The 26737-nt window shown below is 59.5% G+C and carries 23 protein-coding genes; 16 read left to right on the forward strand and 7 right to left on the reverse strand.

Annotated features, from left to right (window positions below; translation table 11 throughout):
- The first annotated feature begins 31 nt into the window (after window positions 1-31).
- Window positions 32-595: an NIPSNAP family protein gene (locus ASF70_RS06020; RefSeq protein ID WP_062578252.1), complete on the forward strand. Its 564-nt coding sequence runs from the start codon at window positions 32-34 to the stop codon at window positions 593-595.
- 18 nt (window positions 596-613) lie between these two features.
- Here the strand turns inward: ASF70_RS06020 and ASF70_RS06025 are convergent, their stop codons facing one another.
- The 3 genes from ASF70_RS06025 to ASF70_RS06035 all read right to left on the reverse strand — a co-directional run bounded on the left by ASF70_RS06025 (window position 614) and on the right by ASF70_RS06035 (window position 4307).
- Window positions 614-1936, reverse strand: coding sequence for an MATE family efflux transporter (locus ASF70_RS06025; RefSeq protein WP_062578254.1), 1323 nt, complete (start codon window positions 1934-1936; stop codon window positions 614-616).
- Between the two features lie 101 nt (window positions 1937-2037).
- Complete coding sequence (gene tdh / locus ASF70_RS06030; RefSeq protein WP_062459312.1) at window positions 2038-3072, reverse strand: L-threonine 3-dehydrogenase; 1035 nt, start codon at window positions 3070-3072, stop codon at window positions 2038-2040.
- Window positions 3073-3116: 44 nt separating this feature from the next.
- Window positions 3117-4307, reverse strand: coding sequence for a glycine C-acetyltransferase (locus ASF70_RS06035; protein WP_062578256.1), 1191 nt, complete (start codon window positions 4305-4307; stop codon window positions 3117-3119).
- A 747-nt stretch (window positions 4308-5054) separates the two neighbouring features.
- Here ASF70_RS06035 and ASF70_RS23925 point away from each other — a divergent pair.
- Entirely contained in the window at window positions 5055-5456 is a 402-nt protein-coding gene (locus tag ASF70_RS23925) for a response regulator (RefSeq protein WP_062578258.1), read from the forward strand.
- A 111-nt stretch (window positions 5457-5567) separates the two neighbouring features.
- Here ASF70_RS23925 and ASF70_RS06045 read toward each other — a convergent pair whose 3' ends face one another.
- The 3 genes from ASF70_RS06045 to ASF70_RS06055 all read right to left on the reverse strand — a co-directional run bounded on the left by ASF70_RS06045 (window position 5568) and on the right by ASF70_RS06055 (window position 7140).
- The gene (locus tag ASF70_RS06045; RefSeq protein WP_113166133.1) at window positions 5568-6557 is read right to left on the reverse strand and encodes a sensor histidine kinase; all 990 of its coding nucleotides are present in this window, start codon (window positions 6555-6557) and stop codon (window positions 5568-5570) included.
- A 13-nt stretch (window positions 6558-6570) separates the two neighbouring features.
- The gene (locus ASF70_RS06050) at window positions 6571-6801 is read right to left on the reverse strand and encodes a hypothetical protein (RefSeq protein WP_062459299.1); all 231 of its coding nucleotides are present in this window, start codon (window positions 6799-6801) and stop codon (window positions 6571-6573) included.
- A 129-nt stretch (window positions 6802-6930) separates the two neighbouring features.
- Window positions 6931-7140: a cold-shock protein gene (locus tag ASF70_RS06055; protein WP_062459297.1), complete on the reverse strand. Its 210-nt coding sequence runs from the start codon at window positions 7138-7140 to the stop codon at window positions 6931-6933.
- Window positions 7141-7586: 446 nt separating this feature from the next.
- On the opposite strand from ASF70_RS06055, the gene rsgA reads away from it, so the two are divergent.
- The 9 genes from rsgA (at window position 7587) to ASF70_RS06100 (ending at window position 19657) form a co-directional block, all read left to right on the forward strand.
- A complete protein-coding gene (gene rsgA / locus ASF70_RS06060) occupies window positions 7587-8588 on the forward strand; it encodes a ribosome small subunit-dependent GTPase A (protein WP_062578261.1) in 1002 nt (333 codons plus the stop codon).
- A gap of 553 nt (window positions 8589-9141) precedes the next feature.
- A complete protein-coding gene (locus tag ASF70_RS06065; RefSeq protein WP_244473984.1) occupies window positions 9142-10725 on the forward strand; it encodes a peptide ABC transporter substrate-binding protein in 1584 nt (527 codons plus the stop codon).
- 57 nt (window positions 10726-10782) lie between these two features.
- On the forward strand, window positions 10783-11706 hold the full coding sequence (gene oppB / locus ASF70_RS06070; protein WP_062459288.1) for an oligopeptide ABC transporter permease OppB: 924 nt from the start codon (window positions 10783-10785) through the stop codon (window positions 11704-11706).
- The gene (locus ASF70_RS06075) at window positions 11699-12832 is read left to right on the forward strand and encodes an ABC transporter permease subunit (protein WP_062459285.1); all 1134 of its coding nucleotides are present in this window, start codon (window positions 11699-11701) and stop codon (window positions 12830-12832) included. The genes oppB and ASF70_RS06075 overlap by 8 nt, the downstream gene beginning before the upstream one ends.
- Window position 12833: 1 nt before the next feature.
- Window positions 12834-14435: an ABC transporter ATP-binding protein gene (locus tag ASF70_RS06080; protein WP_062578265.1), complete on the forward strand. Its 1602-nt coding sequence runs from the start codon at window positions 12834-12836 to the stop codon at window positions 14433-14435.
- A gap of 413 nt (window positions 14436-14848) precedes the next feature.
- Window positions 14849-15952: a branched-chain amino acid ABC transporter substrate-binding protein gene (locus tag ASF70_RS06085; protein WP_062578266.1), complete on the forward strand. Its 1104-nt coding sequence runs from the start codon at window positions 14849-14851 to the stop codon at window positions 15950-15952.
- A gap of 388 nt (window positions 15953-16340) precedes the next feature.
- Window positions 16341-16889, forward strand: a complete 549-nt coding sequence (locus ASF70_RS06090) for a TRAP transporter small permease subunit (RefSeq protein WP_062459277.1) — start codon at window positions 16341-16343, stop codon at window positions 16887-16889.
- A 21-nt stretch (window positions 16890-16910) separates the two neighbouring features.
- On the forward strand, window positions 16911-18479 hold the full coding sequence (locus ASF70_RS06095) for a TRAP transporter large permease subunit (protein WP_062578269.1): 1569 nt from the start codon (window positions 16911-16913) through the stop codon (window positions 18477-18479).
- A gap of 62 nt (window positions 18480-18541) precedes the next feature.
- Complete coding sequence (locus ASF70_RS06100) at window positions 18542-19657, forward strand: TRAP transporter substrate-binding protein (protein ID WP_062578270.1); 1116 nt, start codon at window positions 18542-18544, stop codon at window positions 19655-19657.
- A 191-nt stretch (window positions 19658-19848) separates the two neighbouring features.
- On the opposite strand, the gene ASF70_RS06105 is transcribed toward ASF70_RS06100, so the two are convergent.
- Complete coding sequence (locus ASF70_RS06105) at window positions 19849-20895, reverse strand: NAD(P)-dependent alcohol dehydrogenase (protein ID WP_200943516.1); 1047 nt, start codon at window positions 20893-20895, stop codon at window positions 19849-19851.
- A gap of 368 nt (window positions 20896-21263) precedes the next feature.
- On the opposite strand from ASF70_RS06105, the gene ASF70_RS06110 reads away from it, so the two are divergent.
- From ASF70_RS06110 to ASF70_RS06130, 5 genes are all read left to right on the forward strand, one after another.
- Complete coding sequence (locus ASF70_RS06110) at window positions 21264-22742, forward strand: sugar ABC transporter ATP-binding protein (RefSeq protein WP_062578274.1); 1479 nt, start codon at window positions 21264-21266, stop codon at window positions 22740-22742.
- A 67-nt stretch (window positions 22743-22809) separates the two neighbouring features.
- Window positions 22810-23814, forward strand: a complete 1005-nt coding sequence (locus ASF70_RS06115; protein WP_062578276.1) for a sugar ABC transporter permease — start codon at window positions 22810-22812, stop codon at window positions 23812-23814.
- Window positions 23815-23898: 84 nt separating this feature from the next.
- Window positions 23899-24885, forward strand: coding sequence for a substrate-binding domain-containing protein (locus ASF70_RS06120; RefSeq protein WP_062578278.1), 987 nt, complete (start codon window positions 23899-23901; stop codon window positions 24883-24885).
- A gap of 74 nt (window positions 24886-24959) precedes the next feature.
- Window positions 24960-25733 carry an SDR family oxidoreductase gene (locus tag ASF70_RS06125; protein ID WP_062578280.1) on the forward strand — a complete coding sequence of 258 codons (774 nt, stop codon included), beginning with the start codon at window positions 24960-24962 and terminating at the stop codon, window positions 25731-25733.
- Window positions 25734-25742: 9 nt separating this feature from the next.
- Window positions 25743-26735, forward strand: coding sequence for a dihydroxyacetone kinase subunit DhaK (locus tag ASF70_RS06130; protein ID WP_062578282.1), 993 nt, complete (start codon window positions 25743-25745; stop codon window positions 26733-26735).
- Window positions 26736-26737: the final 2 nt, after the last annotated feature.

Raw genomic sequence — 26737 nt, forward strand, 5'->3', positions numbered from 1 at the left:
GCGTGCCAGACTGACGCGATGGGAGACGGTGATGATCCACGAATGGCGAACCTATCAGCTAAAGCCGGGCGCAACCGGCGAGTACCTCGCGCTGCTTGCAGACCTCGGGCTTCCACTTGTGACACGGCACCTGCCACTTCTCGGCTACTGGCAGGCGGAAACCGGCCCTCTGAACGTGATCCACCATCTCTGGACCTATGCGGACTGGGCTGAACGCGAAGCATGCCGCGCCGCACTCTCGAATGAAGAGGCTTGGGTAAACGGCTTCATCCCCCAGGCTTTCCCGATGGTGTTGCAGCAGCACAACTATCTGGCGACGCTTGGGCGCGGATCACCCGTTTTCGACACGGCCGTCGCCGACCGTCACAGGCAGCATGGCCCACGGCCCGCAGGCACGCCCTTATTTGCCCCTGACTGTGCAGGATTGGTGACCGGGCATGCGCCGCCTGATGCGGTCGCGCTGCTCGAGCCGTTTTCCGGTTCGACAGAAGGTCCTCTTGCCCTGCTTCCACGTCACGCTGATCCGTTGAGGTTCGTCGGTGGGTATGAAGGACAGCACACCGTACTGCGCCCCTTGTCGTTTTCGCCGCTTTGAACGCTGTGCAAATTGCCGCTACACCTGCGCAAATGTCTCTTTCAGTTTCAAGCCGAGCGTTACCGCACGCGCTATCATCAGGATCATCATCGCTGTCCACAAACCTTCATTTCCCCAGACCTGCTGCAGACCATAAGCGGTGGCGATGAAGATGGAGGTGGAGATGATCATGCTGTTGCGCATATCGCGGGCGCGCATGGCTCCGATCATGATGCCATCAAGCATGAAGCTGGTCACGGAAACGAGCGGCAACGCGATCAGGAAGGGAAGCAGGGCAATGGCGGCGGTACGAACATCTTCCTGATCGGTGAGGAGCGAGACGATCGATGAGCCAGCGAAGGCGTAAACGACCGAAAACAGAAACGCCACCAGACCCGACCACACAAACGCGGCCTTGATCACCTGGGCGAGCGCCTTTTTTTGCCGCGCACCGATGACTGAACCGACAAGGGTTTCAGTGGCATTCGCAAACCCGTCCAACCCATAGGATGTAAAGCCGTGGAGGTTGAGAAGGATGGCATTGGCGGCGAGGATCGTGTCGCCTTCCTTGGCACCGCTGCGGGCAAACCAGCCGAAACAGAGCAGAAGGAAGAAGCTTCGCAGAAAGATGTCCCGGTTTACCGCGACCAGCCGTCGAAGCGCCAACCCGTCCAGCAGCTCTTTCATCCGCACTGCGGGATGCGCACCGAATGGCTTGATGATGAAGAGGCCTGCGATCAAGGCCACCCATTCGGCAAGGGCGGTCCCCGCCCCTATCCCGGCGACACCCCAGTCGAAAACAAGAACCAGCGTGAGAGTTGCGAGCAAGTTGACGATATTAAGGGCGACTTGTAGCGCCAGTGAGATCATCACGCGCTGGCAACCGAGAAGGTAGCCGAGAAGGACAAAATTTCCGAGCGTCGCAGGCGCTGACCAGATTCTGGCGAATGCATAATCCGACGCGCTCCGGTAGACCGCTTCACTGCCGCCGAGGAATCCGAGTCCGATCTCGATGATCGGCTTTTGCAGCAGGATGATCACGGCACCGCCGGCAGCGGCGATAAGCAGCGCCCGAAACAGATGCATGCGCATGAGCGTGCTATCTTTGGCACCCCACGCCTGGGAGACCAGACCGGTCGTTGCCATGCGCAGAAAACTGAAACTCCAGAAAAGGAAATTGAACAGCACGCCGCTCAGCGCGACCCCGCCGAGAAAGAAAGACCCCGGGAGATGTCCCGCCACCATCGTATCGACAAGTGACAGGATCGGCTGAGCCAGATTTGCGAGAATGATGGGAAGCGCCAGAAAGACCATCCGACGGTTCCAGTTTTCCTTTGCTCCCTGTTCCGGCAAGATGGTCATAATCCGAAAGGGCCTAAGCAGAAGAGCTTCGCCTGCCCTATAGTCTTGATCGACATGGTATTGCCCCATCGGTCGGCTTTTTGTTGGACCTCATGTTGGCTTCACCAGTCCATGACGACCTTTCCGGAATTGCCGGAGCGCATGGCCTCGAACCCGTCTCTGAAGGAGTCGATGCCAATGCGATGGGTAATAAGAGGCGAAAGGTCGAGGCCGCCCTGCACGAAGGCGATCATCTTGTACCAGGTCTCGAACATTTCCCGCCCGTAGATGCCTTTGAGATTGAGCATCTTGAAGATCACTTTGTTCCAGTCGATCTCGAACCCGGTCGGCGCGATGCCGAGAATCGCAATCTTGCCGCCATTGTTCATCTTGTCGATCATGTCGCGGAATGCGGGGGCCGCGCCCGACATTTCCAAACCGACATCGAAGCCCTCGGTCATACCGATGCGCTTCATCACGTCCGACAGGTTTTCCTTGGACGCATCGACGACGTGGTCGATGCCGAGCTTTTCGGCGAGTGCCAGACGCACCGGGTTGATGTCGGTGATCACGACCTTGCGGGCGCCGGAGCGCTTGGCAACCATCGCACCCATGATGCCGATCGGACCGGCTCCGGTCACCAGGACGTCCTCGCCGACCAGATCGAAGGAGAGAGCGGTGTGCACGGCGTTGCCGAACGGATCGAAGATCGCGGCAATCTCGTCCGGCACATCATCCGGGATCGGCACGACATTGTCTTCGGGAATGCAGACGAATTCGGCAAAAGATCCGGGCCGGTGGACACCCACGCCCAACGTGTTGCGGCAAAGGTGTCCGCGCCCCGCGCGGCAGTTGCGGCACTTGCCGCAAACGATATGCCCCTCGCCGGAGACGCGCGCGCCGACCTGGACCTTGGTGACCGCAGAGCCCACCTGCGCGATCTCACCACAAAACTCGTGGCCGACGACCATCGGCACCGGAATGGTTTTTTGGGCCCAACTGTCCCAGTTCCAGATATGAACGTCGGTGCCGCATATCGCGGACTTCTTCACCCGGATCAGCACGTCGTTGGGGCCGGGGTCCGGAACAGGGATATGCTCCATCCAGAGACCGGTTTCGGCTGTCGACTTGACGAGGGCGCGCATCATGTTGGTCATCGAAAAATTCCTGTCAATGAGTTGGATCGGTTCGGGCCGGGCGTCTACTCGATCACGCGCAGTTCCCTGCCGACCTCTTCGAACGCCGCAATGGCCCGGCGCACATCGTCCTCACTATGCGCCGCCGACATCTGGGTACGGATACGCGCCTGGCCTTTCGGTACGACCGGGAAGGCGAAGCCGACGACGTAGACACCCTTTTCCAGCATCCTCGCCGCCATGTCCTGCGCCAGCGACGCATCGCCGAGCATGACGGGAATGATCGGATGCCCCTCGCCCGCCAACGTGAACCCAAGCTTGCTCATTTCATCGCGGAAGAGGCGGGAATTGGCTTCTAGCCGGGCGCGCAATGCGTCACCATTGTCGATCAGGTCAAACACCTTCAGCGAGGCGCTCGCAATCACCGGAACGAGGGTGTTGGAAAACAGATAGGGACGCGAGCGCTGGCGCAGCCAGTCGACCACTTCCTTCTTGCCGGACGTGTAGCCGCCCGATGCACCGCCAAGCGCCTTGCCGAGCGTGCCGGTGATGATATCCACCCTGCCCTCGACGCCGCAATGTTCCGCCGAGCCACGACCGTGCTTGCCGACGAAGCCAACGGCGTGGCTGTCATCGACCATGACCATGGCGCCATATTTCTCGGCAAGGTCGCAGACGCCCGCAAGATTGGCGATGATGCCGTCCATCGAAAACACGCCGTCTGTGGCGATCATCTTGAACCGGCTGCCTTCGGCCTTTTTCAGTTCCTCCTCCAGCGCCGCCATGTCGTTATTGGCGTAGCGGAAGCGTTTCGCCTTGGAGAGGCGCACTCCGTCGATGATCGAAGCGTGGTTGAGTGCGTCCGATATGATCGCGTCCTCCTCGCCGAGAAGCGTCTCGAACAATCCACCATTGGCATCAAAGCAGGACGAATAGAGGATCGTATCCTCCAATCCCAGAAACTTCGAAATCCGGTCTTCGAGCTGCTTGTGCTCTTCCTGCGTCCCGCAGATGAAACGCACAGATGCCATGCCGTAGCCGTAACGATCCAGCGCGTTCTTGCCGGCCTCCACCAGTTCGGCGTTGTCGGCAAGGCCAAGGTAATTGTTGGCGCAAAAATTCAAAACCTTGCGACCAGATGCGACTTCGATCTCGCCGGCCTGTTTGGAAACGATCACCCGCTCGGTCTTGTAGAGACCCGAAGACCTCAGACCCGCAAGTTCGGTGGAGAGATGTGCGAGGAACGCGTTGCTCATTGTGAATGCAACCTTGTTTGCCTCCGACGCATCCGCGTCGCGGCTTGGAGAAATTCGGGTATGGGACAGGAGAAGCGCGTTGACGCTCCTACCTCCCCTGCCTCGACCTAAAGCTGCTCGGTCCATTTGCCGGACGGTGAAGCATAGATCGAAGGCTTACGATGGTCACGCGGCCGAGGGTGCAAACCCGTTTTGGCAAAGGGTCTTTAATTCATCCAATGACATTACGTCTAGATCAAGCGCGTTGAGAAGATCGTTCTCAGCCGCGAAATCACGCCCGTACATGGCCGAGAAGATCCTGACACCGGCTTCGTGAAGCCGGTACCGGTCTCGTGACATGAATCCTGCGCGTTGCAGCAAGGCGCGCGACGTACGTGCGCCAGACCACACCGGACATCTGAACACAACCGTGTGTTCAGATGTCCGGTAGGGTGCATTTCTGTCTTTTGGCCGTCGGCCGGCAGCGCAACGACCAACATGTTTGCGTCTTTTCCCTGGGTGGCCGCTTCGGTCACAGCCGTGGTGTTGAAAGCGCCGCCGATCGCCCATCGGCTACAAAAGATTGTCCCCACACCCGAAGCAGACCAAAGGATACTGCCATCTCCGTGCTACTCACCGAAAGCTGCCACTGCCACTGCAATCCAACGCACTAGCCGGAAAGGCCAATGCAGTTGTCTGATACCCACTGCGTTTTTTGGAACGATAACCGCGTCGGTCTGTTGTAGGGCCACATGCAGGGAGTGGGACATGCGCAAAGTACTCGTGGTGGACGACGAGGTGTTGATCCGGATGACGGTCACAGACGCCCTGGAGGATGCGGGGTTCGAGGTCATAGAAGCCGGCACGGTGGACGAGGCCCTGGACAAGATCGATGACGGGACCATTCACTTCTTGTTCACGGATATCCAGATGCCCGGCCTTCTCACGGGTGTGGACCTTGCCCACGAAGTCGCGGCTCGCTTCCCCCACGCAGGGATCGTGGTTGCCTCCGGTCGCATCACGCCCGGTGAGATCGATCTGCCATCTTCGGCACAATTCTTCTCCAAGCCGTATGACCTTGATCTGATCGTTGCGCGCTTCGAGTCGATGTCGAAAAGCGCTGATCAGCGCGCTTCATCTACCCATGTTTCGGTTACAAGCGGACGCTAACTTATTGACCGGCAACCGAGGCGACCGCGCAGACGTTCAACGACAAAACAGCTGCGCGTTAGCTCGTCGGTTTTCCGGCGAAGGCTTGCGGCCGAGGCCTTTTCCAAGCGGTCAAGAGGCAAGCCGGCTCGTATCGATGATAAGCGTGACCAGCGCTCCGTCCGGTGTCCAGTTATAGGAGATCGTTCCTCCAAGGTGAGCGGACATGGTACGGTCCAGCATTCTGCTACCGTAGCCGGCCGGGCCCTGTGGGAAGACAACCTCGGGCCCGCCCTGCTCGATCCAGGTCACCATCAGATTGTTCTCCTCGACCGATCCGGACACATCCAGTGTTCCGGTGCCGACTGACAGGGCGCCGTATTTCAGTGAATTCGTGGCGAGTTCGTGGATCACCAGCGAGAGGCCTGTGGCTGCCGCCTCTCCCACGCCCATCCTTGGAACTGCTACCCGAATACGGCCAGCAAACGCCGCCGTCTCGTCATAGGGGGAGAGCAAGATCGTGATCAGGTCACCGAGAAGAGCGGCCTTGCCCTGCCCGCCAGGTAAAGGCCGGACAAGGTCGTGAGCACGGCCGAGAGCGGTTAGCCTTAGAGTGAGCTGTGAGGTCATATCGGCGATCGAACTCGAGGACCGGGATGTCATCTGCGTCAGCCCTGACGCGATGGCGAGCAGGTTCTTGACCCGGTGGCTCATTTCTCCGGCGAGAAGCTCATGCCCTTCTTCAGCCTGCTTGCGGCCTGTGACATCGAGAAAGATGCCGGTCATCTGCCGAGCCAGAATATCCTCATCGCTCCCCTGACCGCGTGCTGAGATCCAGCGAACTTCAACATCGCTCATGATCCTGAAGTCGATCTCGTAAGGTCCAACGACGGCACGTGTTGCCGAGAACGCTGCCCTCACACGATCGCGGTCGGCCGGATGGACCTTGGCCGACAGGTCCTCAAAGGACAGGACGCCATCGACCTCCAAATCCCATAGTGCATATCCACGCTGGTCCATCGTGAACGCGTCCGTATCGACGTTCCAGGTCCACAGCGCCACGCCTGCCGCCTTGATCGCGCGTCGCAGCTGACCGGATGTCCACTCGGTGTTCTGGTCCATCAAGATGGCATCCTTAAAGGTCGGACTTGCGGGCGCGCATTGCGATCAGGCCTGCGGATGCCTTGGCGATGTCGTCGGCATCCTTCGCGAGGCGTGCCTGCCGCAGCCTTTGTGTTTTCGTCTCGCGCGCCGCAACGAGGGAGTCCATTTCCGCGACGGCGTGATTTCGGGCAAAGAACTGCGTCTGCGTGTTGCCGAAGGCAATCTCGGCCTGCTGTCTGGATTTCGAATGGGTCTGTGTCATGGATTTTCCTGTGGTTGAGCCTGCTTTGAGCGAGCCAACAAAAAAGGCCAGGCTATAAGCCCGGCCTCTCAGATAACTTGGTGTCGTCGGTGCCAGTACATCCGTGGTCAAGGACGAAACCAGGTACGATTAGGCAGCCTGAAGGTTGCAGGCCGACATCTTGCCCGACTTCGCGTCGCGCTCGAGTTCGTAGCCAAGCTTCTGGCCTTCTACGATTTCGCGCATTCCCGCGCGCTCGACGGCAGAGATGTGGACGAACGCGTCAGCGCCGCCGTTGTCAGGCTCGATGAAGCCGAAACCCTTGGTGGAATTAAACCATTTTACTGTGCCTGTGGTCATGATGAACCCTTTCAAAGCAATGTTGAGTGACCGTAGGACCGAAGCCGAACGGATGAGTGTAACGATTGATTTTGAGAGGGAAGTTCGTTCAGAGCGCGGTGCCAATCGCGCGGTAACCAAAGTTCAGCAAGCAAAAGATCGATAAACCAAAGATAGAGACGAAGGGCCGCCAAGTCAACCTTTAGTTTTGACCTGCTCTGCAGACCCGTCCCGCACGACGAGGTTCGTTAGGGCTTGTCCGCCAACTGCCCCGCGCATACAGTCTGAAGAGGATGGTTGTGTATGCCAGCGTCCAAAAGAACTTGCCTCCGTCCGCGACGCACCGACGCTCATAGACTCTTTTCGGCCAAACTTCTCGCGCAGCCAAGGGAAACCGAAGCCAACAGGCCCCGTCCAACCCTAACAGCTCCAAAGATTGCGACCTTCCTTTGATCGACCCCCTTCACATGACAGCGCTTAAACGACTTGGTTGGTCGGACTTCTTTTCGGATCAGCTCACATCCGATGAAGACGAACTCGCGCCGCGGCGCATTGCCTCCGTCCACCGGTCGCGCGTGGAGGCTATTGATGCCGATGGTCCGGCCGCCCTCGAGCTCCCAGCCAACGCCAACACAGCCGATTTCGCGGTCGGCGATTGGATCCTCGCCGACCCGATCAGCGGCATGCTGGTTCGCCGTCTCGAACGGAAAACTCTCTTTCAACGACGTGCGGGGAACGACACGATCCCGCAACTGGTTGCTGCCAACGTCGATACCCTGTTCATCGTGACGTCCTGCAACGCCGAATTCAACCTTTCAAGGTTGGAACGGTATCTGATCCTGGCCGAACAAGCCGGGAGCAACCCGGTGATCGTCCTGACAAAGGCGGACACGACCGAAGACGCTGACGTCTTCCGGGTCCAGGCGCAGGGACTGCAGCCTGGCCTGCCCGTTATCCTCCTGAACGGACGCTCGGTAGAGGCACGCGAACTCCTGGCGCCGTGGTGCGGCGAGGGACAGACCTGCGCGCTCGTGGGATCGTCGGGCGTTGGGAAATCAACCCTGGTCAACTCGCTCGTCGGGTCTCAGTCGGACACACAGAAGACCGGCACGATCCGGGAATACGACTCGCAGGGCAGACACACCACGACGGCACGATCGCTGCACGCGCTACCGGGTGGCGGATGGGTGATCGATACACCCGGGATCCGGACGCTGTATGTAAGTGATGTTGCCGACGGTATCGATGTCTTCTTTTCCGATATCGCCGAACTGGCATCGCAGTGCCGGTTTCGCGATTGCAGCCATGTCCACGAACCCGGATGTGCCGTTCAGGCTGCAGTCGCAAGCGGCGAACTTGCAGGCGATCGTCTCGACCGGTGGCGAACCCTGGTCACCGAAAATCGTGACAGGACGCCGGTCGTCAGCGGTCCACACGGCAACAAGATCTCCAGAAGAAAGCGCCACTAGGCGCGACCTCCCGCATGCTTGGCCGAAGCGCTTTGTTGAAGGGATGAGCCGCGGAGCGTGCAGATTCGTGACGCTTTGCCTCATCGGCTCGTTGCCCGTGATAGCCGACGTTACACCGTCCCCGATGTTTGAGAGCCGCTGATGGGGTGCCGGATCGTCATATTGCGAGAGGCGCATATGGCAGTCCGATGATGCCCAACCATGCCCTCCCTGATTGTATCGAGATAGATCGGTGGAAACCGCTTTCATTTGTGCTCCTGCAATAAAATTACTCCAAGCACCCTGATCGCGACACCATGGTATTCGCTGCTCGGTTTACCTGAACGTAAAATGTCGCTGCTTTCTCGATTCACGGTCTGGCGCGGATGCCAGGTCAGGATACCCCGGCTATTGCCCCTGCAGGACCCTGCAATTATGAGGTTAGTCGAGGCGCGCGGATATACACTCCGCATTTGAGTCGAGAGCAAAAAAGCCTTGCGGTTCCGATATTTCTGGCATTCACTCGCCCAATCGGACGGAAAACCAGGAGGATAACGGTATGTCATCTCGTCTCATGCGTGCGGCAGCGGTCGCTTTGCTCGGATCAACTCTGCTGGCTGGGGCACCGGCATTTGCTGAAACGGTGCTTCATCGTGGCAATTCCGGCGAACCGCAAACGCTCGATCAGGCCCAGACCTCGATCAATATCGAAGCCTTCATTCTGAAGGATCTTTATGAGGGTCTGACGATCTACGACGCGGCGGGCAAGATTGTACCGGGTGCAGCGGAGTCGTGGAAAGTCTCCGAAGACGGACTGACATACACGTTTAAGCTGCGTGAGAATGCCAAGTGGTCCGATGGCTCGCCCGTCACGGCGCAGGATTTCGAATTCTCGTTCAAGCGCGTGGAAGATCCGAAGACCGCCGCGAAATATGCGAACATCCTCTACCCGATCAAGAACGCGGAAATGGTCAACACCGGCAAGGCCGATCCGAAGGAACTCGGCATCAAGGCCGTCGATGACAAGACGTTCGAGATCACCCTCGAGCGCCCGACCCCCTTCTTCCTTGAACTTCTTGCTCACCAGACTGCCCTGCCTGTCTCCAAGGCAAGCCTTGAGAAGAACGGCGCCGATTTCGTCAAGCCAGGCACGATGGTGTCGAACGGGGCCTTCCAGCTCGTCAGCCACGTGCCGAACGACAGCCTCGTTGTCCAAAAGAACCCCAATTTCTGGGATGCCGCCAACGTCAAGCTCGACAAGGTGATCTTCTACCCGATCGACGACCAGGCCGCATCCGTCCGCCGCTTCGAGGCGAAGGAAATGGATCTCGTCTATAACTTCTCCGCCGACCAGATCGAGCGGCTGCGCTCGGCCTACAAGGACCAGGTGCACGTGTCGCCGACGCTTGCAACCTATTATTACGTCTTCGATGGCCGCGAGGCTCCCTTCAACGACGTTCGTGTCCGCCAGGCCCTGTCCATGGCCGTCGACCGCGATTTCCTGGCCAAGAAGATCTATAGCGGGTCGCAGCTTCCCGCCTATTCGCTGGTGCCGCCGGGCATGGCGAACTATGGCGAACCCGCCAAGGCCGATTTCGCAGAACTTTCCCAGCTCGACCGCGAAGACAAGGCGATCGAACTGATGAAGGAAGCCGGTTACGGTGAAGGCGGCAAGCCGCTCAATATCGAGGTCCGCTACAACACCAACCCGAACCACGAACGTGTCGCCACCGCCGTTGCCGACATGTGGAAAAACACGTTCGGTGCCAAGGTGACGATGAGCAATCTCGATGTCTCCTCGCACTACGCCTATCTCCAGGAAGGCGGCAAGTTCAACGTGGCACGTGCCGGCTGGGTTGCCGATTATGCCGATCCGGAAAACTTCCTCGCCCTGAACCTCTCGACCAACAAGACCTTCAATTACGGGCATTACGAGAGCAAGGAATTCGACGATCTGATGAAGAAGTCGTATGCGGAAACGGATCCGGCTGCGCGATCGAAGATCATGCATGAGGCGGAAACAATCCTGATGCGCGACCAGCCGATTGCTCCCTTCCTGACCCAGGCCGATCTGTGGCTTGTTTCGGACCGCATCAAGGGCTGGCAGGACAATGCTGCCAATGAACACCTGAGCCGCTTCCTGAGCGTTTCCGAATAATCGACACGGGATGGCGTCCGACAGCGTTTCGGACGCCATCCCGCAGGAGACTACTGCATGCTGTCTTTTATCCTGCGCCGCCTCGCGAGCGCCGTCCCGACGCTTTTCATCGTCGTGACGATCTCCTTCTTCCTGATGCGTTTTGCTCCGGGCGGTCCCTTTAACCTGGAACGTCCGCTGCCACCCGCAACGATGGAAAACATCATGCGGACCTACCAGCTAGACCAGCCGTTATGGCGTCAATATCTCACCTATATCGGCAATGCCGTACAGGGTGATTTCGGTCCAAGCTATATCTACAAGGACAACACCGTCGCGGAACTGATCGGAAAAGGCCTTCCCTACTCCATTGAACTCGGTTTCTACGCTCTGCTTCTGGCCCTGATTGGCGGCGTGACGCTCGGCACGATCGCGGCTCTGCGCCAGAATAGCGTGCTCGATTTTTCCATCATGACGCTTGCGACGATGGGTACGACGATCCCGAATTTCGTTGTCGGCCCGGTTTTGACGCTTATTTTCGCAATTCTTCTTGCGCTGTTGCCGGCCGGTGGCTGGGGCGATGGTTCGTTCTCGTTCCTGCTCCTGCCGATGATCGCGCTAGCGCTGCCGCAGCTTGCCGTTTTCGCCAGGCTGACGCGCGGATCGATGATCGAGGCGCTGCATGCCGACCATATCCGCACCGCGCGCGCTTATGGCCTTCCGGCAAGGATCGTCGTCATCACGCATGCCATGCGCGGCGCCATGCTGCCGGTCGTCTCCTATCTCGCACCCTGTGCCGCCGCATTGATGACCGGCTCGGCCGTCGTCGAGACCATCTTCACCATTCCGGGCGTCGGCCGTTATTTCGTGCTCGGCGCGCTGAATCGTGACTATACGCTGGTCATGGGCACCGTCGTTCTGATCGCCATCTTTGTTATCGTCTTCAATCTCCTGGTCGACCTTCTCTACGGCCTGCTCGATCCGAGGGTCCGTCATGACTGATATCGCCACCGATCCGGCTTCCACCCCGCCCCAGAGCACAAGCCGCAGTCTTTTCCAGCTTGCCGCCATCCGCTTCCGTCGCAACAAGGCGGCGATGGGCGGCTGCGTGATGCTCGTTCTGATCGCGCTCTTTTCCTATCTCGGCCCACTTTTTGTGCCGCATAGCTATGACCAGGTCTTTTCTTCCTATGTGACGGTGGCGCCAAGTCTCGAGCCGCGGCCAGACGAGGCGTCGCTGGAGGGCGCCATGCAAGGCGTCGCGACGCGCGCCCGCGTCAACCTCGACGCGTTCGAGGTGACGGGCCAGATCTTTTCCGCGACCATCAGCGCCGAGGATCCGATCGATCCACGCACGACGCGTTATTTCGACCGTGCCAACGAGTTCGACGACACCAAGGTAGTGGCGACCGAAAAAGACGGGCGCGTTCTCAAAGTCGAAGGGAATGTCAGCCGGGAATACTTCCTGTTCGGCACGGATCCGAACGGCCGCGACCTGCTTGCCCGTGTCATGCTCGGCGGCCAGATCTCGATTGCCGTCGGCGTGCTGGCCAGCCTCGTCTCGCTTGGCATCGGCGTGCTCTACGGCGCGACCGCGGGTTATCTTGGCGGCCGTGTCGACAATGTCATGATGCGCTTCGTCGAGATCCTCTATTCTCTGCCATTCGTCTTTCTTGTCGTCGTCCTGGTCGTCTTCTTCGGTCGTTCCTTCATCCTGATCTTCCTGGTGATCGGCGCTGTGGAATGGCTCGACATGGCGCGCATCGTGCGAGGCCAGACGCTGGCGCTGAAGCGCCGGGAATTCGTGGGCGCTGCCCAAGCGCTCGGCCTGAGCGACTGGCAAATTATCCGCCGGCATATCATCCCGAACACGATCGGACCGGTGATCGTCTTCGTCACCGTCGTGGTTCCAAAGGTAATCCTCCTGGAAAGCTTTCTGTCTTTCCTCGGGCTCGGGGTTCAGGCGCCACTGACCAGCTGGGGGGCTCTGATTTCGGAAGGCGCCAACAATATCCAGTCGGCACCCTGGCTCCTGATCTTTCCCTCCATCTTCTTCGTGGCAACGCTGTTTTCGTTGAACTTTATCGGCGACGGCCTGCGCGACGCGCTCGACCCGAAGGATCGTTGACATGACCGATCAAAAAGACACCATTCTCTCGATCCGCGACCTGAAAGTGAATTTTACGACGCCGGATGGCACGGTCAATGCGGTCAAGGGCATCGGCTTCGATGTCCGTGCCGGCGAGACGCTCGCCGTCGTCGGCGAAAGCGGCTCCGGCAAGAGCCAGACGATGATGGGCATTATGGGCCTGCTCGCTGGAAACGGCACCGTCACTGGCTCCGCCGCCTATCGGGGCAAGGAACTGGTCGGACTGCGAAATAACGAGCTCAACAAGATCCGCGGTGCCAAGATCACGATGATCTTTCAGGAGCCGATGACCTCGCTCGATCCGCTTTACACGATCGGCCGCCAGATCGCCGAACCGATCGTCTACCACCGCGGCGGCAGCCGGAAAGCGGCCCGCAGCCGCGTGCTGGAACTCTTGGAACTGGTCGGCATTCCCGATCCCGCCCGCCGCATTGACAGTTACCCGCATGAACTGTCCGGCGGCCAGCGGCAGCGCGTCATGATCGCCATGGCGCTTGCCAACGAACCCGACGTCCTGATCGCCGACGAGCCGACGACGGCGCTTGATGTGACGGTCCAGGCGCAAATATTGAAGCTGCTGCGCTCGCTCCAGGAGCGTTTCGGCATGGCGATTGTGCTGATCACCCACGATCTCGGCATTGTCCGGCATTTTGCCGAACGTGTCGTCGTCATGCGGCGCGGCGAAGTGGTGGAACAGGGAGCCACATCACAGATCTTCGAGGCTCCGACTTCCGCCTATACCCGCATGCTGATCGATGCCGAACCGCAGGGTCGCAAGCAACCGCCGGCGGAAAACGCGCCGATCATCCTGGAGGGACGCGATGTCACGGTCGATTTTCCGATCGGCCGCGGACTTTTTTCGAAGGGTCCAAAGAGTTTCCGGGCCGTCGACGGCGTCACCGTCAAGCTCAGGCAGGGCCAGACGATCGGTATCGTTGGTGAGTCCGGCTCGGGGAAATCGACGCTTGGGCGCGCGCTGCTCCGGCTTCTCCACAGCAATGGTCATTACCGCTTCGACAAGACCGACATCTCCGGCTTCGACCGTCGGCAGATGCGGTCCCTGCGCAAGGAGATGCAGCTCGTCTTCCAGGATCCCTTTGGGTCTCTCTCGCCGCGTCAGACAGTCGGCGAGATCATCACCGAAGGTCTGCTCGTCCACGAGCCTTCGCTAGACAAGGCGGATCGAGACCGGCGCGCGATCGCCGCCCTGACCGAAGTCGGGCTCGATCCCCAGGCGCGCAATCGCTACCCGCACGAATTTTCCGGCGGTCAGCGCCAGCGCATCGCGATTGCCCGCGCGATGATCCTCAAGCCGCGTGTGGTTATCCTCGACGAACCGACCTCGGCACTCGACCGGTCCGTGCAGGGACAGGTGATCGACCTGTTGCGCAAGCTGCAGTCCGACCACAACCTTTCCTACGTCTTCATCAGCCACGACCTTGCCGTGGTCAGGGCCATCGCGGATCATGTGATCGTCATGAACAACGGAAAGATTGTTGAGGAAGGCGATACGGACGCGATCTTTGACGCCCCGAAAGCCGATTACACAAGGGCGCTGATCGGAGCCGCTTTCAGCATCTGAGTCGCCACTATCAGCAATATGCCCACCGTCGTCGTCTTCGAACCGCGGCGCAGTGTGGAGAAAGACACGTATCCGCCTGATCGCCGGCGGGCGCCATGGACGGCTGCCCGAATCTGGGTTGGTTCCGTCGTGTGAGTTGCCGGTATGAAAGGGGACGGCTGCAGCGGCCCATCACGTCCCCACAAGAAGCCGTGAATTATTCAATCAAGAGGTCACTGCTTCCCGTTATCTTCTTGCGTCACCGGCCCAATATTTCTAGGAAAATTGTTGGACGCACGGAGAAGCTCAATATGGCCACGCGCGGACCGGACGCGCCCTCCCTCTTCCACCAGTCATGGCATTGCCGACGGTTTGAGCGGGTTCGGCGCACCATTAGCACGCGGGTCGGGAGGTCCGCATCCCAGGAGACTGACATGACATTGAAGACAATCACTGCGGCACTCGCTGCCACACTCGCATTCGCCCCGCTTGCCTACGCCGACATCACGGTCGGCCTCATCGCGCCGCTGACCGGCCCGGTTGCTGCGATCGGCGCGCAGATCAAGAACGGCGCTGAAACCGCGGTCGAGGAAATCAACAAGAAGGGCGGCGTCAACGGCGAGAAGCTCGTGCTGAAAATTGTCGACGATGCCGGCGAACCCAAACAGGGCGTATCTGCCGCCAATCAGCTGATTGCCGACGATATCCGTTTCGTGGTTGGCCCTGTCACATCGGGCGTCTCTATCCCCGCCTCGGTCGCGTTTGCCGAAAACGGTGCACTGATGGTTACCCCGACAGCCACTTCGCCGGAACTGACCGCGCGTGGCCTTTCCACCGTGTTTCGCACCTGCGGCCGGGACGACCAGCAGGCGGACGTTGCCGCGAAATTCGTGGTCGAGAAATTCAAGGACAAGAAGATCGCCATCCTCAACGACAAGGGGCAGTATGGCAAGGGTCTCGCCGATGCCTTCAAGGCATCGCTGAATGCGGCCGGCATCACGGAAGTCTTCAACGACGCGCTGACGGCGGGCGACAAGGATTTTAGCGCGCTGGTGACACGCCTGAAGTCGGAAGGCACCGAAGTCCTCTATTTCGGCGGCTATCACCCAGAAGCAGGCCTTCTGGTGCGCCAGATGAAGGATGCCGGCATGAATGTGCAGCTGATCGCGGGTGACGGCCTTTCCAACAGCGAGTTCATCACCACCGGCGGCGACGCAGCCAACGGCACGATCTTCACCAACGCTGCCGACGCGCTGAAGAATACCGACAGCAAGGCCGCGGCCGATGCGCTCATTGCAAAAAAGATCCCCGCCGAAGCCTTTACCCTCAACGCCTATGCAGCCGTCGAGGTCATCGCCGCCGGCATCGCCAAGGCTGGCAGCACCGACGACGCTGAGGCAGTTGCTGCCGCGCTCAAGGATGGCACCGGTATCAAAACTGCCATTGGCGAACTGACCTACGGTGAAACCGGCGATCTCAGCTCGCAGAGCTTTTCCGTCTACAAGTGGGAAGGCGGAAAGACGGTTGTGGCCGAATAAGGCCGCTCCGGATCTGTATTGCGACGGGCGCCCTAGGCGCCCGTTTGCTTGCCGTCGGTGCGCTAGCCGTCGATTGTCGCCCGAAGCGACGGCGGATGCAACCAGGTCTCTTTTCTCAAAGTCAATGAATTAACGACAAAAATCGCTCGTCATGCGCGTCACGCGTTCACCCTGCATGCGAAAAGAATAAGCGTCGAAATCGAGAATCAGCGGGGACGTTTGCGCTCCCTGCGTCACTGTCTGTTCCAGCCCATAGCAACGTGTATCGAAGCCTTTTCCCAGACCGCTAGATTGGCCTCTTGTCATAATGCTCTTGTCGCGTGTGATTTGCGGCGATAGTAGTGCATGGGACAGCTGCCTTCGGGCAGCTTGCCTGGGAGGGTTTGTAATGTCTGGTCTACTCGCCGTGTCGCGCGCTATCGACGCGATGAACACGCTTTTCGGTAAAGCCGTTTCATGGCTTTTGTTGGCGGCAGTGCTGATCAGCGCCATCAACGCAGTGACCCGAAAAGTCTTCAATCTGAGCTCAAATGCCTGGCTCGAGGCGCAATGGTACCTTTTCTCCGCAGCCTTCCTGTTGGCGGCGGCCTGGACATTGCTGAGTAGCGAGCACGTCAAGGTCGATCTGGTCTATGGTCAGCTCCCCAGACGGGCGCAGCTTTGGATCGAGGTGTTCGGGACAATCTTCTTCCTGATGCCGTTCTGCCTCGTCACCATCTACCTGTCCTGGCCGATCGTCATCGCCAAATATGTGAGCGGAGAGGTCTCCAACAATACCGGTGGCCTGGTGCTGTGGCCAGTCTGGGCCATGATCCCGATTGGGTTCGGACTGCTGGCACTCCAGGGACTGTCGGAACTGATTAAACGGCTAGCGATCCTCAGCGGTGCGATGCCCGACGCCGTCGCTCTCGCCGACGCCGAAGCGCAAGCGCTCTAATTCGTAGCAGGATACGCTCATATGTTTGCATTCTTTGCGGAAAATCTCGCGCCGATCATGTTTCTATCACTGATCGTCGTGTTGCTGCTTGGTTATCCGGTTGCCTTCGCACTCGCCTTTGTCGGCTTTGTCTTCGGTTTCATCGGCATCGAAATGGGCCTTTTGCCCATCAACCTGTTCGGAGCGATCCCTGACCGCATCTTCGGGCAGATGTCGAACGAGACGCTGCTCGCCATTCCTTTCTTCACCTTCATGGGGCTGATTCTCGAACGAAGCGGAATGGCCGAGGATCTGCTCGATACGATCGGCCAGCTGTTCGGCCCGATCCGCGGCGGGCTCGCCTTCGCGGTCATCTTCGTGGGCGCCATCCTTGCAGCCACCACAGGCGTCGTTGCGGCCTCCGTCATCTCGATGGGCCTGATCTCGCTGCCGATCATGCTGCGATATGGTTACGACCGACGGGTCGCGGCCGGCACGATCGCAGCGTCGGGAACGCTTGCCCAGATTATTCCGCCCAGCCTCGTGCTGATCATTCTGGCCGACCAGCTCGGCCGGTCGGTCGGCGACATGTACAAGGGCGCACTCGTGCCCGGTCTCATGCTGGTTGCCGCCTATACCGGCTACATCATCCTGATGTCCTTCCTGCGTCCGGCAAGCGTGCCGGCTCTTCCCATCGAGGCGCGATCGCTTCGTGGCTGGAAGCTTGTGGCCAAGGTCATCACCTCGCTCGTGCCGCCGCTCGTGCTGATCTTTCTCGTTCTCGGCACAATCTTTATCGGCCTTGCGACGCCGACCGAAGGCGGCGCGATGGGCGCGGTCGGTGCTCTGCTTCTTGCAGCCTTCAATCGCAAGCTTACGCTGGCAATGGTGAAGTCGGCCCTTTACGCGACGGCGCAACTGTCCTCCTTCGTGATCTTCATCTTGCTCGGCGCGCGTGTGTTTTCGCTGACTTTCTACGGTGTCGATGGTCACGTCTGGGTCGAGCACCTGATGACGTCGATCCCGGGCGGCGAGATCGGGTTCCTGATCGTTGCCAATCTGCTCGTATTCTTCCTGGCCTTCTTTCTCGATTATTTCGAGCTGGCCTTCATCATCATCCCGCTGCTGGCACCGGTTGCCGATGCGCTCGGCATCGACCTGATTTGGTTCGGCGTGATGCTGGCGATCAACATGCAGACCTCGTTCATGCATCCGCCGTTCGGGTTCTCGCTGTTTTACCTACGCTCCGTCGCTCCGACACGGGCCTACAAGGATCGCATCACCGGTGCGACAATCCAGCCGGTCACATCCGGCCAGATCTACATGGGCTCCCTGCCCTACCTGGCGATCCAGCTCGTCATGGTCGTCGTCGTCATCGTCTTTCCGGGTCTCGTTACTCACTACAAATCAGGATCTGCCGTCGTCGATCCATCGACGATTGAGCTCAACGTACCGATGCCGGGTGCCGATGGCGCTAACCCGTTTGGAACACCGACCCAGCCTTTCGGCGCACCGGAGCAGTCTTCCGGCGATCCCGCCGCCCCGGCCGTCGATATCCCTGCACCAGATTTCGGTTCCCCGACGCCAAGCTTCGGCGCACCGAAAAACTAGACACACGCTTTGATCGCACAGCGTGCGTTCGATACTGCCGAACCTGAGGAGGAGGAAACGCAATGACGGAAACCATCAACAGACGCAATTTCCTGACGAAAGGCGCAGTCGGAGGGGCTGCAACAGTCGCCGCGACCGCACTCGCCGCACCGGCGGTTGCCCAAGAACTGCCGAGCATCAAATGGCGCCTGACATCGGGCTTCCCGAACAACCTCGACACGATTTACGGCGGCGCAACCGTCATGGCGGAGACACTGTCGAAGATCACCGACGGGAAATTCCAAATTCAGGTGTTTCAGGCCGGCGAACTCGTACCCGGACCGCAGGCGATCGATGCGGTGAAGGCGAACACCGTCGAAATCGCTCATACCTGCGGATACTATTTCACCGGCAAGGATCCGACATTTGCGATCGGCTCGACCATCCCCTTCGGTCTCAATGGTCGTCAGCAGAACGCCTGGCTTTACCACGGCGGCGGCAATGAGGCTTATAACGAGTTTCTCTCTGCCTATGGCGTGGTTGGCATCCCCGGCGGGGCCACCGGTGCCCAGATGGGTGGATGGTTCCGCAAGGAGATCAAGGGCGTCGCCGACCTCAAGGGCGTCAAGATGCGCATCGCCGGTGTCGCCGGCGAAGTGATGTCTCGGCTCGGCGTGGTGCCGCAGCAGCTACCGGGGGGCGATATCTATCCGGCTCTCGAGCGCGGAACAATCGACGCGGCCGAGTGGATCGGTCCCTATGACGACGAACGCCTCGGGTTCTACCAGATTGCGCCGAACTACTACTACCCGGCCTATTGGGAAGGTGGTCTGACGATCCACTTCTTCATCAACAAGGCACAGTATGAGGGTCTGCCTCCCGCCTACAAGGCCGCACTCGATGCCGCCTGCAAGGCGGCGAACATCAACATGCAGGCACTCTACGATGTGAAGAACACTGCAGCGATCCGCTCGCTTGTCGGCAAGGGCGTCAAACTGCGACCGCTGCCACGCGATGTCATGGATGCCGCCTACAAGACGACGTTCGAACTCTACGCGGAATATAGCGCCAAGCATCCGGCATGGGCAAAGATCTATCCAGGCTGGAAGAAGTTCAGGGACGAGTCCTTCGAGTGGTTCCGCGTCGCCGAATACAGCTATGACAGCTACATGTACTCTGCCCAGGCCTCGGGCAAGTAACAGAACCGGAGGTCGGCTTTAAGGCCGGCCTCCGCACTCACGATCGGTTGGCACCGAAGAGACAGGTCTATCGTTGAGATGTCCCGGTGGTCCTACCGTCACATCGCAAAAGCCGCAGCCGGGACGGCATGATTTCGCGTGACGATCCCATGCTTTCCCGGCCACCGGTCTAAAGAACTGATCGGATTTTCCTAAACCGCGGCGTCACCCAGAAGGATCTGCAGCTTGACGTCTGACGGGTTACCGGCTGCTGCCCTCTCAAAGGCCTCAATGCTCTTGTCGAAATCGAAAGTCTCGGTGATCAGCGGATTAAGGTCCACCTTGCCGGATGCGATCAGCTGCAGCGCCCGGTCGAAGATATTGGCGTAGCGGAAGACCGTCTCTATCCGGATTTCCTTCGAGATCGCGCCTGCAACGTCGAACGAAACCTTGTCCACCGGCAGGCCGACCATCACGATAGCTCCACCCGGGCGAACGAGGTCGAATATCCCGTCATAGGCCTTCGGGCTGCCGCTGGCTTCGAAAACAACATCGGCGCCCCAGCCGTCGGTTTCCCGTGCGATGACCTCGGCGAAGCTTTCCTCCCCGATATTGACAGGGGTGATACCGGAATACTGGGCAGCGATGGCGAGTTTCGGTGCGCTGAAATCGGAAATGAACACGCGGCTGCACCCACCAGCGAGCGCCGCCAGAGCGACCATGATCCCGATCGGGCCGCTTCCGATCACCGCCGCAACATCGCCGGGGGCGATGCGGGCACGCGCTGCAGCCTGCATGCCAATGGCAAATGGCTCCACCATCGCGCCTTCGGCGAAGGACACGTTGTCGGGAAGCTTGTAGGTGAACGCCGCGGGATGGACAACTTCGGATGTCAAAACGCCATGGATCGGCGGCGTTGCCCAGAACCGGACGCTGGGATCGACGTTATAGATGCCGAGCTTGGATGCGCGCGACGAGAGGTCCGGTATTCCCGGTTCCATGCACACCCGGTCTCCAACCTTGAAACCGGAAACGGCCGAGCCGACCTCGATCACCGTGCCTGCCGCCTCATGTCCCAGAACCATTGGCTCACGCAGCACGTACGGTCCGATTGCGCCGTGCGTGTAGTAGTGTACGTCGCTGCCGCAGACGCCAACCGTGTGAATCTTGATCTTCAGTTCCGAAGCTCCGACCGCCAGCGGCAGGTCAATGTCTCGAAGGGCGAGAACGCCCTTTTCTTCCAGTACCAAGGCTTTCATCATCGGATCCTTTTGCTCGATGGGCGCCAAATTCGGCGCATCGGTTGACCTAGGAATAGCGACCGGTTTGAAAAAGAAAAGTGCTGTTTGGTGAGATTTTCAGCAGCTATCGCTTCTTTCTTGCGCGTATCGCCCCTTCGCCCCCAAGGTCTCGCTCTCCCCACCAAGCAGTCCATCCGTCTGTTTTAAAACGATAAAAACAGGATTTTTGCTCACCATAGGGACACCTTCAGCCTACAATGAAGGCATGTTGACATTTGTCGAAAACTATCTGACAAATGTCACGTGCTGGCCGCTGGAGGGCGGTTAACCCAGACAGTGATTGGTCCGACGCTCATCGGGCGGAAGGATCATCGGAGGAAATTAGCGTGGAATATCTGCTTGAGGTGGAAGGACTGAAGAAGTCCTTCGGCGGCGTTGCCGCATTGCGTGAGGGTCGCTTTCAGCTGAAGCCGGGCTCGGTGCACGCGCTGTGTGGCGGCAACGGCGCCGGAAAGTCGACCTTCCTCAAAATCCTCATGGGCATTTACAAGCGCGATGCCGGCTCCATTCGCCGTCGCGGTCAGGACGTCGATTTTTCAGGCCCAGCCGAAGCGCTCGCCTCCGGCATCGCGATCATCGAACAGGAACTGAGCCCTGTCCCTCATATGACCGTGGCGGAAAACATCTATCTTGGTCGCGAACCCTCCGGGCGCTTCGGCGGCGTCGACTTCAAGACGATGAACCGTAACGCCCAGCGGTTGCTGGATCAGCTCGAATTCCAGATCCGTCCCACTCAGTTCATGATGAACCTTTCGGTTGCGCAGATGCAACTGGTCGAGATCGCCAAGGCGCTCAGCCACGATGCGGAAGTCATCTTCATGGACGAGCCGACATCGGCAATCGGCGAAAAGGAAGCGCAGCAGCTCTTCAAAACGATCGAACGGCTGAAGGCCGCCGGCAAGGGTATCGTCTACGTCTCGCACCGCCTGTCAGAAATCTTCCAGATCGCGGATGCCTACACGGTGTTCCGCGACGGCTCCTATATCGGCTCGGGTGACTTGGCTGATATCGACAGGCCGAGCCTGATCAAGATGATCGTCGGTCGGGAACTGGGCGAGGAATATATCAAGACCAACACGCCGACGGAAACGGATGGCCTACAGGTTACGGGGCTGACAGCCGCCGGCAAGATCGACGACATTTCGTTTTCGGTTTGCAAGGGTGAGATCTTCGGGATCTACGGACTTATGGGATCCGGCCGGTCGGAAATTTTCAACTGCATCTTTGGTCTCGATCGTCTCGATAGCGGCGAAATCAGGATCGATGGCGCGCCGGTCAAGGTCAGCAAGCCGGCTGACGCGATGGAGCACGGGCTCGCTTTCGTTACCGAGGACCGCAAGCTGACCGGGCTCAATCTGACCGATAGCGTCAGAGGCAACATTGCGCTTGCCAGCCTGCCGGAACTCAGCCCCAATTTCGTCATGCGTCGCCGCGGCGAGCAGGCTGCCAGCCGGAACATGATCGAAAGATTTGCGATCAAGGCGGCCCGCGACACGATGCCGGTCTCGGGCCTGTCAGGCGGCAATCAGCAAAAGGTCGTCCTGGGCAAGTGGTTCCTGCGCAATCCCAAGGTGCTTCTGCTCGATGAACCGACGCGTGGCGTCGATGTCGGCGCCAAGCGCGAGATCTATCGCATCATCTGCGAATTCGCCGAGGCCGGTGGAACCGTAGTGATGATTTCATCGGAAATCGACGAAGTGCTGGGCATGTCCGACCGCATCCTCGTCATGCGCAACGGTCGCTCGACTGGCATCTATCCGCGCGCGGAGACAGACGCGCAGGCGTTGGTGCACCTTTCTACGTGACGGGCCCGGGTCACTGGGCCAGACGCGCATTTTCAAGATTCGATCGGCATGGGAAGAGGTAAGAACAGTGTCCGCCACAGAAAACAAGCCGGCAGCCGCATGGTTCGGTTCGGATAACCGCAAGTTGCTCATCCAGGAATACGGCATCTTTCTCGCCTTCCTGCTCCTGGCATTCATCCTGTCGGTCTCCAACGAGTACTTCCTCACCGCCGGCAATATCTCGAACGTGCTTCTACAGACATCTATCAATGGGGTGCTGGCGATCGGCATGACATTCGTCATCCTGACCCGGGGCATCGACCTCTCCGTCGGCTCGGTCGTAGCGCTCGCTGGTATGGTGGCCGCGAGCCTTGCGACGACTTCAGCGACCGCCGGCGTTGCGGGCGGCCCCTATCCGGCATTCGTCGCGTTCGCGGCGGGCATTCTCGTCGGTCTCGCATGCGGCATGGTCGTCGGTGTAATCGTCTCGCGCTTCTCCGTCCCCGCCTTCGTTGCCACCCTCGGCATGCTGTCGGCGGCACGCGGCATGACGCTGATCTATGGCGGCGGCAGACCTGTCCCGGCGCTTATCCCGGATTTTCGCTGGCTTGGAACCGGCAACATTATCGGCATCCCGATGCCGGTCGTCGTTCTCGCCGTCGTCTTCATTGCCTCTTGGTGGGTTCTCAACCGCACGCGCTTTGGCCGCTATATCTACGCCGTCGGCGGCAACCCGCATGCCGCCGTGACTTCAGGCATCAACGTCACCCGCATCAAGTTCGCCGTGTACTGCATCTCGGGAGCACTTGCGGGTCTTGCCGGTATGATCCTTGCCGCTCGCACGGGCTCCGGCCTGCCGCAGGCCGGTGTTGCCTACGAGCTCGACGCCATCGCGGCCGTGGTCATCGGCGGTACCAGCCTCTCGGGTGGTGTCGGTCGCGTCACGGGAACCCTGATCGGCGCGCTCATTATCGGCGTCATGAACAACGGTCTCGATCTGCTCGGCATCGAATCTTACTACCAGCAGGTCCTCAAAGGGGCGCTGATCGTCGGTGCGGTCATGCTGGATCAAAAACGCAATCAAGGGGCCTGACCCCAGAACAATTCGGATCGCGAAACGGTCCGACATGTACCGCGCGTCAAAACGGCGACCGGACATTCCGTGGAGGAGAAGAAAATGAAGAAACTTTTGCTTGCTCTCGTCGCCAGTGCGGCGATGCTTTCGGCACCCGCAATGGCGCAGGACAAGAAGCTCAAGATTGGCGCGACCACCTATGGTCTCAATGCTGAATTCATGCAGATCTGGTCGGCGGCTCTGAAGGAACATCCGGCCGTCAAGAGCGGCAAGGTCGATGTCACGGTGTTCGATGGCCGATATGACGCGCTGGTCCAGCAGGAACAGTTCAACACGATGATCACACAGAAATTCGACGCGATCATCTTCGTGCCGATGGATATCGAGGCCGGCGCGACCGCTGTGCAGATGGCCCATGATGCCGGCATCCCCGTTGTCGGCTCCAATGCCCGCGTCAATTCCGATCTCCTCACATCCTATGTCGGCTCGAACGACGTGGAAGCCGGCGAGCTCGAAGCCAAGGCAGTCTTGGACAAGATGGGCTGCAAGGGCAATCTCGTCATCATCGAAGGCCCGATCGGCCAGTCCGGCCAGATCCAGCGCCTGGAAGGCAATGAAAAGGCACTCGCTGCCTGCCCGGACGTAAAGGTTCTCGAAAAGCAGACCGGCAACTGGTCGCGCGCCGAAGCTCAGACCCTGATGGAAAACTGGCTGACATCCCATCCGGGCCAGATCAATGGCATCATCGGCCAGAACGACGAAATGGCACTCGGTGCGATCGAGGCAATCAAGGCTGCAGGTCTGAAGGTTGAAGACTTCGCGATTGCCGGCGTCGATGGCGTGACGGATGCGATCAACTCGGTGAAGCGCGGCGAGATGGCTTCCATCCTGCAGGACGCCAACGCCCAGGCTCAGGGCGCTCTCGACGTCGCCATCAAGGCCGCCAACAAGGACTACAAGCCCGAATCGAAGATCTGGACCCAGTATCCGGACATGAAGTGGGCGGATGGCGCCGAGAAGGACTACCTCGTGCCTTGGACGCCTGTCACGAAAGAAAACGCCGACAAGCTGCTCGAGTCCCGTAACTGATACTTTTCGTTTTCGATCCAAGGGAGGGGCGGTGACCGCCGCCCCTCCCGTCTCCGTCGCAAAGGCTTGAAGACATGAGTGATACCGCTCCCCAGATCGACCTGAATTTCCCCCTGAACGGCAAGATTGCCGTCGTCACCGGCGCCGCATCCGGCATCGGCGCTGCCGTCTGCGACGCGCTGACCGAAAAGGGCGCGACCGTCGCCGTGCTTGACCTCAATGCCGAACTGGCCGCAGCAAAAGCGGCCGAACTCGGTGGCGCATCGAAATCCTTCGTCTGCGATGTCTCGCAGGCATCTTCCGTCGAGAAGGCGATCGCGGGCGTCCTCGACACCTTCGGCCACATCGATATAGCCGTCAGCAGCGCGGGGGTCGTCTTCCTCGCTCCGGCCGAGGATCTGTCGCTCGATTACTGGGATAAGACGATCGACATCAACCTGAAGGGCACTTTTCTCTTCACGCAGGCAGTCGGAAGGGCGATGATCGCCGCTGGCAAGGGCGGCAAGATCGTCAATCTCGCCTCGCAGGCGGGCACCGTCGCAATCGAGGAGCACGTCGCCTACTGCGCCTCCAAATTCGGCGTCATCGGCATGTCGAAGACCTTCGCGGCCGAGTGGGGAAAATACGGTATCTGCGTGAATACCATTTCGCCAACAGTCGTGCTGACGGAACTCGGAAAGAAGGCTTGGGCCGGCGAAAAGGGTGAAAATGCGAAGAAGCGTATCCCGATCGGCCGTTTCGCCTACCCGCAGGAAATCGCCGCAGCGGCAGTCTTTCTTGTCTCCAATGGTGCGGACATGATCAACGGCGCCGATCTCCTGATCGACGGCGGTTACACAATTCTCTGAGGACAAACCATGCAGCGTTTCGTCAATAATCCTGATCTTGTCGTCGAAGATACGGTCAAGGGCTTCGTCAAGGCCCATTCCGATATCGTCCGGCTTGCGGAAAACCCACGTGTCGTCGTGGCGAAGAATGCCCCCGTCAAAGGCAAGGTCGGCATCGTCACCGGCGGCGGTTCGGGTCATGAACCCGCCTTCATGGGCTACACCGGCAAGAACATGCTGGATGCGGTCGCCGTTGGCGAACTCTTCTCCTCGCCGACGGCCAAGAGCTTCTCTGACGCATTCCGCGAGGCGAATGGAGGCGCAGGAGTGGTGTGCCTTTACGGCAATTATGCCGGCGACAACATGAACGTGAAGATGGCAACCAAGCTTGCCACCAAGGAAGGAATCGAGGTTTTGACGGTCGTCGCCAACGACGACGTCTGCTCGGCTCCCCTGTCCGAGCGGGAGAAGCGCCGCGGGGTCGCCGGTGAGATCTTCATGTGGAAGATCGGCAGCGCCAAGGCCAGCCAGGGCGGTTCGCTCGAGGAGGTTCGCGCCGTCGCGCAGAAGGCGATCGACAACTGCCGGTCGATCGGGGTCGGCCTTGGCCCCTGCACACTTCCCGCCGTCGGCCATCCCAATTTCCAGATCGAGCCCGGCACGATGGAAGTCGGCATCGGCCACCATGGCGAGCCTGGGGTGCGGGTCGAACCGCTCAAAAAAGCCGAAGACGTTGCAAGGGACATGGTGAAGATCGTGCTCGACGATCATGACCTGCCGGCCGGCGTCGAAGTCGCCGTGCTCGTGTCAGGCCTCGGCGCGACGCCGCTCAACGAACTCTACATCCTCAACGATACGATCGAAACCGAGATTTCCGCACGTGGCCTGAAGGTCTACAAGACCTTCATCGGCAACTATTTCACGTCGCTCGAAATGGTGGGAGCGACCCTGACGGTCATGGCGCTCGACGACGAAACTAAGCCGCTTCTCGATCTCGAGACGCGCTGCACCATGCTGCTTTAAGG

Origin of the sequence: Rhizobium sp. Leaf321 (assembly GCF_001423215.1) — a bacterium.
Taxonomy (GTDB): Bacteria; Pseudomonadota; Alphaproteobacteria; order Rhizobiales; family Rhizobiaceae; genus Neorhizobium; species Neorhizobium soli.